Origin of the sequence: Corynebacterium sp. NPDC060344 (assembly GCF_042725215.1) — a bacterium.
Lineage (GTDB): Bacteria > Actinomycetota > Actinomycetes > Mycobacteriales > Mycobacteriaceae > Corynebacterium.
This window is the reverse complement of sequence record NZ_JBHXCS010000001.1, coordinates 550,222-563,066: the sequence shown is the minus strand read 5'-3', so window position 1 is coordinate 563,066 and position 12,845 is coordinate 550,222. Positions and strand designations below refer to the sequence as shown.

12 protein-coding genes are annotated in these 12,845 nt (G+C 70.2%); 5 read left to right on the top strand and 7 right to left on the bottom strand.

Annotation, left to right across the window (positions count from 1 at the left end):
• Positions 1-21: 21 nt before the first annotated feature.
• Entirely contained in the window at positions 22-1,062 is a 1,041-nt protein-coding gene (locus ACFWGD_RS02500) for a YdcF family protein (protein WP_377776919.1), read from the top strand.
• A gap of 123 nt (positions 1,063-1,185) precedes the next feature.
• Positions 1,186-2,373, top strand: coding sequence for an acyl-CoA dehydrogenase family protein (locus ACFWGD_RS02495; RefSeq protein ID WP_377776918.1), 1,188 nt, complete (start codon positions 1,186-1,188; stop codon positions 2,371-2,373).
• Between the two features lie 384 nt (positions 2,374-2,757).
• Here ACFWGD_RS02495 and ACFWGD_RS02490 read toward each other — a convergent pair whose 3' ends face one another.
• The 3 genes from ACFWGD_RS02490 to ACFWGD_RS02480 form a co-directional block, all read right to left on the bottom strand.
• On the bottom strand, positions 2,758-3,600 hold the full coding sequence (locus ACFWGD_RS02490) for an NAD-dependent deacylase (protein ID WP_377776917.1): 843 nt from the start codon (positions 3,598-3,600) through the stop codon (positions 2,758-2,760).
• 97 nt (positions 3,601-3,697) lie between these two features.
• Positions 3,698-4,597 carry a DMT family transporter gene (locus ACFWGD_RS02485; RefSeq protein WP_377776916.1) on the bottom strand — a complete coding sequence of 300 codons (900 nt, stop codon included), beginning with the start codon at positions 4,595-4,597 and terminating at the stop codon, positions 3,698-3,700.
• Positions 4,597-5,163, bottom strand: coding sequence for a hypothetical protein (locus ACFWGD_RS02480; protein ID WP_377776915.1), 567 nt, complete (start codon positions 5,161-5,163; stop codon positions 4,597-4,599). The genes ACFWGD_RS02485 and ACFWGD_RS02480 overlap by 1 nt, the downstream gene beginning before the upstream one ends.
• Before the next feature lie 321 nt (positions 5,164-5,484).
• Here ACFWGD_RS02480 and ACFWGD_RS02475 point away from each other — a divergent pair, with 321 nt between their 5' ends.
• Positions 5,485-5,730, top strand: a complete 246-nt coding sequence (locus ACFWGD_RS02475) for a metal-sensitive transcriptional regulator (RefSeq protein ID WP_377776914.1) — start codon at positions 5,485-5,487, stop codon at positions 5,728-5,730.
• Positions 5,731-5,737: 7 nt separating this feature from the next.
• Here the strand turns inward: ACFWGD_RS02475 and ACFWGD_RS02470 are convergent, their stop codons facing one another.
• From ACFWGD_RS02470 to ACFWGD_RS02455, 4 genes are all read right to left on the bottom strand, one after another.
• The gene (locus ACFWGD_RS02470; protein WP_377776913.1) at positions 5,738-6,304 is read right to left on the bottom strand and encodes a suppressor of fused domain protein; all 567 of its coding nucleotides are present in this window, start codon (positions 6,302-6,304) and stop codon (positions 5,738-5,740) included.
• Positions 6,305-6,453: 149 nt separating this feature from the next.
• Positions 6,454-7,056 carry a DUF402 domain-containing protein gene (locus ACFWGD_RS02465; RefSeq protein WP_377776912.1) on the bottom strand — a complete coding sequence of 201 codons (603 nt, stop codon included), beginning with the start codon at positions 7,054-7,056 and terminating at the stop codon, positions 6,454-6,456.
• Between the two features lie 123 nt (positions 7,057-7,179).
• The gene (locus ACFWGD_RS02460) at positions 7,180-7,338 is read right to left on the bottom strand and encodes a hypothetical protein (RefSeq protein WP_377776911.1); all 159 of its coding nucleotides are present in this window, start codon (positions 7,336-7,338) and stop codon (positions 7,180-7,182) included.
• 289 nt (positions 7,339-7,627) lie between these two features.
• On the bottom strand, positions 7,628-8,353 hold the full coding sequence (locus ACFWGD_RS02455) for a hypothetical protein (protein WP_377776910.1): 726 nt from the start codon (positions 8,351-8,353) through the stop codon (positions 7,628-7,630).
• Between the two features lie 299 nt (positions 8,354-8,652).
• On the opposite strand from ACFWGD_RS02455, the gene typA reads away from it, so the two are divergent.
• Positions 8,653-10,569, top strand: coding sequence for a translational GTPase TypA (gene typA, locus ACFWGD_RS02450; protein WP_377776909.1), 1,917 nt, complete (start codon positions 8,653-8,655; stop codon positions 10,567-10,569).
• Between the two features lie 41 nt (positions 10,570-10,610).
• Positions 10,611-12,818 (top strand): ABC transporter substrate-binding protein, encoded by a 2,208-nt coding sequence (locus ACFWGD_RS02445; RefSeq protein ID WP_377776908.1) that lies wholly within the window; start codon positions 10,611-10,613, stop codon positions 12,816-12,818.
• Positions 12,819-12,845: the final 27 nt, after the last annotated feature.

Genomic DNA, 12,845 nt, shown 5'->3' with positions numbered 1-12,845 from the left:
GGGCTGGGATACCGTGGGCACATGTTCCGCTTGACGACGTCCCGCCGCCCACGCCCCGCGGCCCGCCCCCGGGGTGCGGCGGTGTCGCCGGAGTCGTCGGTAACGCGACGAAGCAGTCGGGGCGCGGCGGTGTCGCCGAGGCCGGTCTTCGCTGGTCTGGCCGCCGCGCCGGGGTGCCTCATGGCGGCGACGCTGGCGGTCGGCGGGGTGGTGGCGTGGCGCGATCCGCTGATGCGGCCGCCGAAGCTGCCCAACCGCAGGCCGCCGGCGTGGGGGCTGCCCGCCGCCGGCGTCGCGTACGGCGCGGGAGTGCTCGCCGCCGCCCGCGTCGTGGCGCGGGGGAGTGGCGCCCACCCGGGAGTCGTGTGGGCACGTGACGCGCATCCGGCCATGCATCGGGCAAACAATCGGGGCAGAGGCGCGCACCCGGCCGTCGTCGCGGGGTCGGCGCTGTTTCTCTCGGCCGCGGCGGCGCCCGGTGTGATGCTGCCGATCTTCGACGTCGCCCGGCGAACGTGGGCGCGCAGGAGCACGGGAGCGGCGGGGACCGTGATCGTTCTGGGCTGCGCGCTGCGCAATGGCCGCCCGTCGTCGCTGCTGCGCTACCGGCTGGAAAAGGCCGAGCAGGTCGCGCGCCGGGCGCCCGGGCCGGTGACGGTCATCTGCTGCGGCGGCGTGGGCGAAGACGGCGGGCCGTCAGAGGCCGAGGTGATGGCCGGATGGCTGCGCGACCGCGGGCTGACGGACATCCGCCTCGAACCGCACTCCACTTCGACGCTGGAGAACCTGGCCAACGCCGAACCGATGGTCGACCGCGGTCCCGTCACCGTGGTCACCAGCGACTTCCACGTTTTCCGCACCGCCTCCCTGGCGCGCCGGGCGGGCAACGCCTCATGGCGCGCCGAAGGGGCCCCGACTCCTCCGCAGTATTGGGCGACGTCGATGCTGCGGGAGTTCCTGGCGTTGGGCACCTGGTGGCCGGCTCCCGGCATCGCCGTCGCCGCAGCGCTCGCCGGCACCTGGGCGAGGGACGGACGAAGGGCGGAGAGGTGGGCGTCGTAAAGCACGAACCCCCTCGGGGGTGACCTGCGCCACGAAAATGATCCCGTTAATCGCCGCTAATGGTTATGATCGAAGACCGACCAACTGAACCCACCGCAACCCAACGCACGGAGGATCACCCCAATGGCACTTACCCCCGGATTCGACATGTTCCAGCTCCCGGAGGAGCACCAGGAGCTGCGCGCCGTCATCCGCGAGCTCGCCGACAAGGAGATCGCCCCCCACGCGGCCGACGTCGACGAGAACGAGCGCTTCCCGCAGGAGGCCCTCGACGCCCTCAACGCCGCGGGCTTCAACGCCATCCACATCCCCGAGGAATACGGCGGCCAGGGTGCGGACTCCGTCGCCGCGACCATCGTCATCGAGGAAGTCGCCCGCGTCTGCGGCTCCGCGTCGCTGATCCCGGCGGTGAACAAGCTCGGCACGATGGGGCTGATCCTCAAGGGCTCCGACGAGCTGAAGAAGCAGGTGCTGCCGGACATCGCCAACGGCGAGATGGCGTCCTACGCGCTGACCGAGCGCGAAGCCGGCTCCGACGCCGGCGCCATGAAGACCCGCGCCGTGCGCGACGGCGACTCGTGGGTGCTCAACGGCTCGAAGTGCTTCATCACCAACGGCGGCAAGTCGCTGTGGTACACCGTCATGGCCGTCACCGACCCCGAGAAGGGCGCCAACGGCATTTCCGCGTTCATGGTGCGCTCCGACGACGAGGGCTTCCGCGTCGGCGGCCTGGAGAAGAAAATGGGCATCAAGGGCTCGCCGACCGCCGAGCTCTACTTCGAGGACTGCCGCATCCCCGCCGACCGCATGATCGGCGAGGAGGGCACCGGCTTCAAGACCGCCCTGGAGACCCTCGACCACACCCGCCCGACCATCGGCGCGCAGGCGCTGGGCCTGGCGCAGGGCGCCTACGAGTACGCGGTGGGCTACGTGCTCGAGCGCGAGCAGTTCGGCAAGCCGATCTCCGCGTTCCAGAACACCCAGTTCATGCTCGCCGACATGCGCACCAAGATCGAGGCCGCCCGCCTGATGGTCTACACCGCCGCCGCCAACGCCGAGCGCGGCACCGCCGACGGTGGCTCGAAGATCGGCCTGATGGCCGCCGCCGCCAAGACCTACGCGTCCGACGTGGCCATGGAGGTCACCACCGACGCCGTGCAGCTGCTCGGCGGCTACGGCTTCACCCGCGACTTCCCGGTCGAGCGCATGATGCGCGACGCCAAGATCACCCAGATCTACGAGGGCACCAACCAGATCTGCCGCATGGTCGCCGGCCGCCAGGTCCTCGCCGAGGGCAAGAACAAGCGCTAAACGGCGCAAACGAAAGCGCCCCCGCCATCCACGGCGGGGGCGCTCTTCTTTTTCTGGCCCGCCGCTAAATCCCGACAGCTATACCCCGACAGGGCCCGGGCCATCCATGCCGGACTTAGGGGCGGCGGCTAAATCCCGACAGCTCCACCCCGACAGGGCACGGTGAACGCCGTGAAAATCCCGACATCGCTGGTGATGGCGGGATTTAGATGTCGGGGTTTGGAAATGCGGCGGGGTGTAGTCGGGGTTTGGAGGCGCGGCGGGGTGTTGTCGGGTGTGTGGGTGCCGATACGAGAGCACTCTGACCCCGTGGTTTAGCGAATGGGGAGCTGACCCCGGGTTTTGGCGGCGCGGCGGGGTGATGACGGGGCGACTGCTGCCTCGCTAGAGGTCCACGCCGGCGGCTCTGGCCAGGGCGGGCAACCCGACGGCCGCCGTCGTCCGCCACGAATGCGTCGCATGAGGGGTGAAATCGGTGTCATCGGGCGAGATCTCGATGACCGGGATCCCCGCCGACACCGCCGCCAACGGCAGCCCCGCGGCGGGGAACACCACGCCGGAGGTGCCCACGACGACCATCAGATCGCAGTGCTCGGCATGCGTCTCGGCCTCCTTCCACTCCGGCACCGGCAGCGATTCGCCGAACCACACCACGCCGGGCCGCACGAACCCCATCCCGCACGCGTCGCAAAACGGCGGCATGAGGTGTTCGACGGGCTCATCGGGAAGCTCCGGCTCGCTCGCCGGCGCCGCGCAGTGGTCGCACCGGAACGCGAACAGGCTGCCGTGCAGATGCGCGATCGACCCCTCGTCGGTCCCGCCCCGTTCGTGCAGGTCATCGATGTTCTGGGTGGTCACGTGCCCCCAACCGGCGCCGCGGTCGAGCTCGCCGCACCACGCGGCGATCGCTTCGTGGCCCGCGTTGGGAGCCGCCCTCCTCGCCAGATTCATCCGCCACAGGTACCACGGCCAGATCACGCCGGGGTCGCGCCGCCAGGCGTCGAAGTTCGCCATCGCCTGCGGGTCGACCTTGGACCACAGGCCGGTTTGCGCGTCGCGGAACGTCGCCAGCCCCGATTCGGCGCTCATGCCGGCGCCGGTGAAGAACTCCACGCGCCGTGCGCCTCGCGCGAGTTCCGCGATCGCCGCGGGTACTTCGGGCACGTCGGGCACGGCGCCTGCGCCCGCGCGGGAGTCGTCGTGATGGTGGTCGTCATGGCGGCTCATGGTCCCAGGGTAGGCGGATCGGGCTGCTTGACGACGGCCCGGCGGGGGAGGTGGGGACGTCGTCAAGCAAGAAAGGAGCCGACGAAGACCGGCCGGATCAGGCGGCGACGGCCGACTCGCGCAGCGCCATGCCCGCGGCGGCGACGACCACGATGAGCCCGACCCAGCTGAGCACGCTGAGGTGCTGGCCGAGGATGGCGACGCCCGCGATGGCGGCGGTGGCGGGGGCGAGCGCGGTGAGCGTGGCGAACAGGCCCGCCGGCAGCACGCGCAGCGAGGCCATGTCGATGCCGTAGGGGATGATGCTCGACATCACGGCGACGACCAGGCCCAGCGCGAGAACCCACGGATCGAGAAACGCCGCCGGTGCCGTGAGCAGACCGATCGGTGCAAGTGAGAGGCCGCCGAGGGTGAGTGCCAGGGCGAGGCCGGTCTGCCCGGTGAAGCGGCGGCCGGTGCCCTCGGTGGTGAGGATGTAGCCCGCCCAGAACGCGCCGGCGATCAGTGCGCACGCGACGCCGGCGGCGGTGAGATCGCGCAGGCCCGACCAGCCGAGCATGACCACGCCCGCGAACGCCAGCGCCGTGAACAGCGCCGACCTGGGCGTCCGGGCGCGGACGGCGGCGAGGAGCAGCGGCCCGACCAGCTCGAACGTCACCGCCGCGCCGAGCGGGATGCGGTCGATGGCGAGGTAGAAGAACAGGTTCATCAGCCCCATCGTCGCCGCGAGCCCGCCCAGCCAGGCCCAATCCGACCGCGTCAGCCCGCGCAGCCGTGGCCGCAGCAGCACCAGGAGGATCAGGCCGGCAATTCCCATTCGAAGCGTGACGACGACGCCCGCCGACGCCGATTCGATCGCCATCGCCGCAAACGCCGAGCCGAACTCCAGCGAGAACATGCCGATGACCAGCAAGAGCGCATAGAACCACAGGCGCGGGGCGGCGGCGGAGGAGTTGCCGGAGCCGGCCGCGGGGGCGCCGGGGGAGATGCCGGCCATTACGTCGTGGCGAAGAAGGAGCGGTTGTCGGCGCCTCGGTAGGCCTGGACGGTCGCCCACGCGGCGATGGCCGAGGCCACGACGATGAGCACGGTGACGGTGCTGTCGATGAACTCGGCGGCGCCCTCGCCCGCGCCGGTTTCATTGGCGCCGGTGGCCATGGCGATGATGGACAGCACCGCGTTGATGCAGAAGACGATGGCTGCGACGCTGAGGATCATCCGCGCCGCGACGCTGCCGCGCAGCAGCTTGCCGGCCAGCACCCAGCAGACGCCGGCGACGAGGCCCTGCATGACGGTGGCGAAACCGACGCTGATCAGCACCGACGTCTGCGCCTGTGATTCGGTGGGCACGAGCGTGCCCGTCGTGCCGGACATGGCGGCATCGATCATCCGGTCCCAATTGAGCATTGCCGTGGCCACCGACAATGCCAGTGCCGGCAGGTACACGGCCACGGCGATGCGCCACAACCTGCTGGCCTGGGCCGCATGAAACGGGGTGCTTCGGTGCGGGGTGCTGCGGTGCGGGGCACTTCGGCGCGGGGTGCGGTCGGCACTGGAGTTCATGCCCATCAATGTATCAATTGAGCCGATCCCGCTTGAACGTCGTTGCCCATTTACCTGCGATTATGAGAGTACGTTCAGACAGATCTGTTCAAACGCACATGTGATGAGGTACGGTGCGGGGTATGTGAAGGTACCGCGCAGGTGCCGATGTTCCGTCATGTCCTCTGTCCGCTGGCCGTCGCAAAGCAGACGCGTCGCGCGCCGTAGGTCGGTCGTCGGACCTGCGCCCGGAAGGATCGTCCAACGATCAGACAGGGGTGCCCGGTGGCCACAGAGTCGCTCGCTCCGACCGCGGATTCGGATCCGGGGTTCGATCCCGACGTGCAGCGTCGGGCCATCATCAATCGGCTCAAGCGCGCGCACGGCCAGCTGGCCGGCGTCATCGCGATGATGGAGGAGGAGCGCCACTGCCGTGACGTGGTCACCCAGCTCGCGGCGGTGTCGAAGGCGCTGGACCGCGCCGGTTTCAAGCTGGTGTCGTCGTCGATGCGCGGCTGCCTCAACGGCAGCGACAACGATGGGCTGAGCGCCGACGAGATCGAGGAGCTCTTCCTCCGCCTGACGTAGGTGCCGCCTACACCACGCTCGCCCGATGGGGGTCGGCGAGCACGGTGCCCTTTTCGTCCCACTTCGCGCGCAGTTCCGGCACGCCCTTGGCCCGCGCGAGAGCGAATTCGTTGGGCGTCGCCGGCACCGGCTGGAGCATCGCCACGGTGTGCTCGCCGGCGGTCACGTCCGGCACGGGGGAGTCGACGAGCACGAATCCCGTGAACCGCGCATCGGCCCACAGCGGCTGCCCGAAGTCGAGCAGCGCCCCGTCCTGCAGCACCAGCCCCTCCACGCCGGGCGACGCCGCGAGCATGGCCAGCGGCCGCGTCACCGCGTCGAGCCCACCGGCCACCGGCAGCACCAGCTCCGCGCGCGGCCCCTCGTTCGGGTCCATGACCAGCGTCGACGGGTCCTGCATGGGCGAGCGCGAGCAGCCCAGCGTCGCGTAGGTGACGCAGCCGTCGCGGTCGGGGCCGAAGCGCAGGACGGTGAGGGGGTCGGCGCCGAGGAACGTCAGCTTCGCCTCGCCGGGCGTGCTCTCCTCGAAATACCCGCACAGTTGCGCGCGCACCGCGTCGATGATGGCCGTCATTGTTCCCGCTTTCCGCTCGGTTGTCGCTGTCCGATTGCTTTACGACGCTAACGCGCCCCTCGTCCGGCCCCTCATCCGGGGTCGGATCGTGTCCCAGGCCAGATCGCTTCGGTGATCACATCGTGACAGTGGTCAGAGTGTGTCAGTGGTCAGAGTGGATCACTGCCGGGGCCCGCGCCGATGGCGACCCGCTTGGGGTGGGGCTGGTCGGGTTCGGCGAGGGTGATCGACTCCGCCCACGTCACCGGGCAGCCGACCGAGGCGAGCCACGCGTCGGCGTCGCCGTCGTGCGCCGTGATGCCGGCCAAGGCGTCGAAGGCACGGTCGACGGCCCAGGCTCCGACGTCCGCGCCGACGATGCCCGCGGCGATGGCGGCGGTGAGCTCGTCGGCGTCATCTACCCGGATGCCGCCACCGAGACCGTCACCACCGAGCACGAGTAGATCCAGGTAGAGATCGCGGGTGCGCCACACGCCGTCATCGCCGCGGGTCACTTCCGCGACGTCGAGGTAGCGGTGGCTCGTCGCCTCCACTCCGGGGCGGAAGTGGAAGACGTTCGCCCGCAGACCCAGCGAGGGCAGCAGCCATGATTCCAGGTAGCCGAACTGCGGATGATCGGCGCCGCGGGCCATGTACAGGCCGTGGGGATGGGCCTCGAAAACGTCGACGTCGCGGACGAACCCCTTCGGGTCGACGTTCGCGGAGGCGGGGACGTCGAAGGTCTCCAGCTTCGGCACGTGCAGGTCTGCCATGGCCCCGACTCTAGTGCGGGGCGGGGCCGCGGCCGTGTAATCCGGCAGCGTGCTGTACTTCATGCGCCGGTCATGCGCCGGTCATACGTCGGGTTCGGTGGATGTGGTGCCGCGCCCCCGGATCTAGCCGAACAGTCCCAAGAATCCCGTCTTCTTGGGCTGCTCCGCCCGGCAGGTGCACCGTCGATCCTTCGGCACGGTGGCCATCACCTGGTCGACGTGCTTTCCGCAGCCTCCCCAGGTGGTCTTGTGGCACGCGGGGCACTCGACGGGGTAGCACATGGTCGTCTCCTCGGGGGTCGGCGCCGGCGGGGTGGCCCCGGCGGGGGTCGCGCGCGGCGGGCGATGGCGGCACCGGGAATTCGATGACCGCTCGTCAACGCAAATCAGAATACCCCAGAGGGTATCGAAATCCAGTAATCGTGACGAACATCAACAAGCGCGGGTCCCGGAAACGACTCTGCTCCCGGAATGACCCTGCTCTCGAAACGCCCCTGCCCCGGAAACGCCGAACCCCCGCCTGCCGGCCGGTGGGCCGGGGCGGGGGTCGTCGTAAAGCGAAAGCCGAAAACTACTTGACCACGGTGTAGGTGGCGGTCGGGGTGTAGTTGCAGTCGACCGGGCCGCCCTCTTCATCGGCGGTGAAGCCGCCCTCGAGCGCGGCGACGACGATGCCCGGGCCGGTCTGCGCGACGCCGTTGACCGTGCCGTGCGAGCCCTCGTTGATGCCGTTGTAGGTCAGCGGGGTCGTGCCGAACTTGCCGTTGGCGATGTTGACCCAGTGGACCTTCATCGTCGACTGGCCGTTGTAGACGCCCGAGGTGCCCAGGCCCGTGAAGATGTAGCCGACCTCGCCGGCCTTGACGCCCGGCAGCGGCAGCGCGGCCGGACCCGGGACGGAGGTGGCCATGCCGATGGAGCGGCCCTCGCCGCCGATGCAGTTCTCGGCGAAGGTCGGCAGCGGGAAGTCCGACGTGGTCGGGGCGTTGTCCGGCTGCTCCCAGCCCGGCTCGCCGTCGCCGTCACCGGTGAGGAAGCCGGAGACGCGCTCCAGCGCGGAGCTGATGTCCTCCGGGACGCCCGGCTGGCTGGTGATCTGCTCGATGGCCTTGGCGATCTCGCCGGACGGCAGGTCGGCGCTGCCCGGGGCCTGCGGGATGGAGCCGAAGTCCGGCGCCGGCAGACCCGGCACGGCCGGCTGCGCGATGGAGGTGGGGGCGAGGCCGGCCGACAGCAGTGCGGCGGTGCCCAGGGCGGCCGCGGTGCGGCGGATGATGGTGCGTCGGTTCGAGACCACGGTAGAAGTACCCCTCGTAGTTCGTTGCTGAACGCCACCTGAGGTGACGATTACGGAATCGTCGCCATCATAAGGCCCGCAAACGCTTTTGGGAAACGATTCGGTAAATTTCTTCCCCCCGTGCAAAGTCGTGACGGATGGGGCTGATGTGGCGTGAGTGGCGCGCGGCCCAATCAATCGGCACCGGCCGCCAGCCCCGCCGACCCGTGAAATCGCGCCCGCGCCCGACATGCGAGTAGCCTGTATCCGCTAGGCCCGACGGGGCCCACATGCCTCAATCTCCAAGGAGCACCCCCCACGTGAACGAAACCGAGTTCCGCAACGTAGCCATCGTCGCACACGTCGACCATGGCAAGACCACCCTCGTCAACGCCATGCTCGAGCAGTCCGGCGTATTCGGCGATCACGGGGAGGTCGCCGACCGCGTGATGGACTCCGGTGACCTGGAGAAGGAAAAGGGCATCACCATCCTGGCCAAGAACACCGCGATCCGCCGCAAGGGCGCGGGCAAGGACGGCCGGGACCTGATCATCAACGTCATCGACACCCCCGGCCACGCCGACTTCGGCGGCGAGGTCGAGCGCGCGCTGTCCATGGTCGACGGCGTCGTGCTGCTCATCGACTCCTCCGAGGGCCCGCTGCCGCAGACCCGCTTCGTGCTGGGCAAGGCGCTGGCCGCGTCGATGCCGGTGATCATCGTGGTCAACAAGACCGACCGCCCCGACGCCCGCATCGACGAGGTCGTCGAAGAGGCCCAGGACCTGCTGCTGGAGCTGGCCTCCACCGTCGAGGACCCCGACGCCGCCGAGGCCGCCGAGCGCAACCTCGAGCTGCCCGTCCTCTACGCCTCCGGCCGCGCCGGCAAGGCGTCCACCGAGAACCCGGGCAACGGCGAGCTGCCGGACAACGAGGATCTGCAGCCGCTTTTCGACGTCATCACCACCGTGCTCCCCGAGCCGTCCGCCGACGTCGACGGCCCGCTGCAGGCGCAGGTCACCAACCTCGACTCCAGCTCCTTCCTCGGCCGCATCGGCCTGATCCGCATCCACTCGGGCGCGATCCGCAAGGGCCAGCAGGTCTCCTGGATCCACTACGACTCCGAGGGCGAGCAGCACATCAAGACCGCCAAGATCGCGGAGCTGCTGCGCACCGTCGGCGTGACCCGCGTGCCCACCGACGAGGCCATCGCCGGTGACATCGCCGCGATCTCCGGCATCGACGAGGTCATGATCGGCGACACCCTGTGCGCCGTCGACGCCCCGAACCCGCTGCCGCGGATCATCGTCGACGAGCCGGCGATCTCCATGACCATCGGCGTCAACACCTCCCCGATGGCCGGCCAGGGCGGTGGCGACAAGCTCACCGCCCGCGTGGTCAAGGCCCGCCTGGACCAGGAACTCATCGGCAACGTGTCGCTGCGCGTCCTGCCGACCGAGCGCCCCGACGCCTGGGAGGTCCAGGGCCGCGGCGAGATGGCGCTGTCCATCCTCGTCGAGACCATGCGCCGCGAGGGCTTCGAGCTGACCGTCGGCAAGCCGCAGGTGGTCACCAAGACCGTCGACGGCAAGCTGCAGGAGCCCTACGAGCACCTGACCATCGACGTCCCCGAGGAGCACCTCGGCGCCGTCACCCAGCTCATGGCCGCCCGCAAGGGCCGCATGGAGCAGATGGGCAACCAGGGCACCGGCTGGGTGCGCATGGAGTTCATCGTCCCGTCGCGCGGCCTGATCGGCTTCCGCACCATCTTCATGACGGAGACCAAGGGCACCGGCATCGCCAACCACTTCTCCGCGGGCTACGACGAGTGGGCCGGCGAGATCAAGGACCGCGCCACCGGTTCGCTGGTCGCCGACCGCACCGGCCAGATCACCGCGTACGCGCTGCTGCAGCTCGCCGACCGCGGCACCTTCTTCGTCGAGCCGGGCGACCAGGCCTACGAGGGCATGGTCGTCGGCGCGAACCCGCGCGACGAGGACATGGACATCAACATCACCAAGGAGAAGAAGCTCACCAACATGCGTGCGGCCTCCGCCGACACGACGGTGACGCTGGACAAGGCGCGCAACCTCACCCTCGACGAGGCCATGGAGTTCTGTGGCAACGACGAGTGCGTCGAGGTCACGCCGGATGGCATCCGCGTGCGCAAGGTGATCCTCAACGCCACCGAGCGCAACCGCGCCCGTTCGCGCGAGAAGGCCCGCAACCAGGGCAAGTAGTTCGGGCGTGGGGGATCCGGCCGGTGAAGTAGGCTGATCCCATGTTCGAACGCCAGGATCGTCGCCGTCGCAAAGCTCTCTTCGGGAGCGCTGCGGCGGCGATTCTGCTGTCCGGGTGCATGGCCAACCCGGGGGACGCGCCGACGGTGGGGGAAGAAGAGCCGGGGCGGGACCGGCCGGTGCGGGCGGAGGAGTCGCTCAAGCAGATCCGGGTGGGCGTCGACGAGTTCGGCGAGGGGTTCAACCCGCATCTGATCGCGGATGCGTCGCCGGTGACCGATCTGGTGGCGGCGATGACGCTGCCCAGCGCCTTCGAGCCGGACCCCGAGGATCCGGCGCGGTGGCGGATGAGCCCCGATCTGCTCGAGGGCGCCGAGATCGTGCCCGCCGATGAGCCGGTGCCGGATGAAGATTCGGGCGCGGGTGCGGGTGCGGGGGCTGGCGGCGATGCTGACGGTGCGGGTGACAACGTGGGCGATGACGCCGGGAACGACGCCGCGCCCTCGATCGCCGCGGAGGCCGCTGAGGCGGATGCCTCCGATGCCCGCCCGGGCGATACGCGCATCCGCTACCGCATCCGGTCGGGTGCGCAGTGGTCGGACGGCACGCCGATTTCGGGCGCGGATTTCCGCTACCTGCACGCGACGCTGCTGGCCAATGCCGGTGTGGCGGATTCGTCGGGGTACGAGCGCCTCAAGGCGATCACGGTGTCGTCGGGCGGCCGGCAGGTCGACGTGCTCGTGGATGGGGCGATGCCGGAGTGGCGTTCGCTGTTCCGCAATCTGCTGCCGAGCCATCTGCTGCGCCCGTCGGCGACGCCGTTCGTGGACATCCTGGACACGGGGCTGCCGGCGTCGGGCGGGCGGTATGCGGCGCAGTCGATCGACGTCGGCCGCGGCGAGGTGCGCCTGGTGCGCAACGACCGCTTCTGGGGCGATGCGCCGGCGAAGACGGACACGGTGATCATCCGGTCGGTCGATGGCGCGGTGACGGGTGCGGAGCAGTTGCGCGCCGCCCAGCTCCAGGCCCTGCGCCTGCGGCCGGAACAGACGACCGCGCTGACGTATGGGCTGGTCCCGGGCGCGGTGGAGGTCCCGGCGGTGCTCGCGCGGGAGCTGACCCTGCACGCCAACGTCGCATCGCCGTTGCTTGACGACGTCGCCGTGCGCCGTTCCCTCCTCTCCGCCGTCGACGTGCCCGCGGTGGCGGCCATCGCGACGGGACGCACGGATGATCTGGAGATCCCGGCCGCGGCCGCGCCGGGTTCGTCGTCGGCGCCGACGGGTGGGGGACCGGAGTCCCTGGCCGGGTTGGTCGAGGGCGTGACGGAGGACAATCCGCTGCTCATCGGGGTGATGGGCGAGGACCGCCAGGCGGTGGCGGCGGCGCGGGCGATCGGCGATCAGCTCACCGCGAAGGGCTTGCCGACTCGGGTGACCGGTGCCGATGATCAGGAGCTGGCCGGGTCGCTGCTGCCGCATGGCCGCGTGGACATGGTGGTGGCGTGGGATCGCGCGGTGGATTCGCCGCAGCGCGCCGCGAGCCGGTGGGCGTGCCCGTCGGACAAGCGGCTGTCGACTGCTCCCGCCGATGGAGCCCGGCCGGGCGTGGACGAAGACGGCGACGGCACCACCGAGGCCCCGACGACCGACACGACCGACACGACCGGAGCGGCCGAGTCGACTGAGCCCGGTGAGACGACGGGGACCACCGGCACGCCCAACGCTGCACCCGCCGGTGACTCGGCGGCGCCGTCGGGATCGGCGCGCGGGTCGAATCTGTCGGGCCTGTGCGATGCGGGCATCGACGCGATGGTGGAGAAGGCCGTGGGCACGAACGGCGGTGCCGCAACCAACGACGGATCACGTGGAGAGTCCGGTCCTGACACCGGATCAGAAGCCGGTGCCGACACTGGCACCGACGCAGGCGATGCCGGCACTCTCGGCTCGGCCGTCGTCGCCCCGGCCGATTCGGTGCCCGCCGAGATTCGCGAGGCCGTCGATGCGCAGGCGGTGGAGCTGGGCATTGTGGTGGATCGGATCATCACGGTCCTGGGCTCCGGCGTGGAACTGCCCATCGCCGACGACTCTGCCGACGACCCCGCCGCCTGGCCGTCCGGCCCGTTCATCGGCCCGCTGATGACGCTGCCCGATTGGCGGCGAGTACCCTCGGCGACGACATCCGAGGTCCCCGACTCCGCCGCCGAATCCGGGGGCGGGGGCGACGGGGATGGCGGCGGGACGTCGTAAAGCATGGACCATCACGAACACGGAGGA

What these genes read in the sequence shown, in the direction of transcription:
- ACFWGD_RS02490 (WP_377776917.1), bottom strand. Translation starts at nt 3,600, where the DNA reads ATGAGCCGCCATGACGACCACCATCACGACGACTCCCGCGCGGGCGCA.
- ACFWGD_RS02465 (WP_377776912.1), bottom strand. Translation starts at nt 7,056, where the DNA reads ATGGCAGACCTGCACGTGCCGAAGCTGGAGACCTTCGACGTCCCCGCC.
- ACFWGD_RS02495 (WP_377776918.1), top strand. Translation starts at nt 1,186, where the DNA reads ATGGCACTTACCCCCGGATTCGACATGTTCCAGCTCCCGGAGGAGCAC.
- ACFWGD_RS02445 (WP_377776908.1), top strand. Translation starts at nt 10,611, where the DNA reads ATGTTCGAACGCCAGGATCGTCGCCGTCGCAAAGCTCTCTTCGGGAGC.
- ACFWGD_RS02460 (WP_377776911.1), bottom strand. Translation starts at nt 7,338, where the DNA reads ATGTGCTACCCCGTCGAGTGCCCCGCGTGCCACAAGACCACCTGGGGA.
- ACFWGD_RS02480 (WP_377776915.1), bottom strand. Translation starts at nt 5,163, where the DNA reads ATGAACTCCAGTGCCGACCGCACCCCGCGCCGAAGTGCCCCGCACCGC.
- ACFWGD_RS02485 (WP_377776916.1), bottom strand. Translation starts at nt 4,597, where the DNA reads ATGGCCGGCATCTCCCCCGGCGCCCCCGCGGCCGGCTCCGGCAACTCC.
- ACFWGD_RS02500 (WP_377776919.1), top strand. Translation starts at nt 22, where the DNA reads ATGTTCCGCTTGACGACGTCCCGCCGCCCACGCCCCGCGGCCCGCCCC.
- ACFWGD_RS02470 (WP_377776913.1), bottom strand. Translation starts at nt 6,304, where the DNA reads ATGACGGCCATCATCGACGCGGTGCGCGCGCAACTGTGCGGGTATTTC.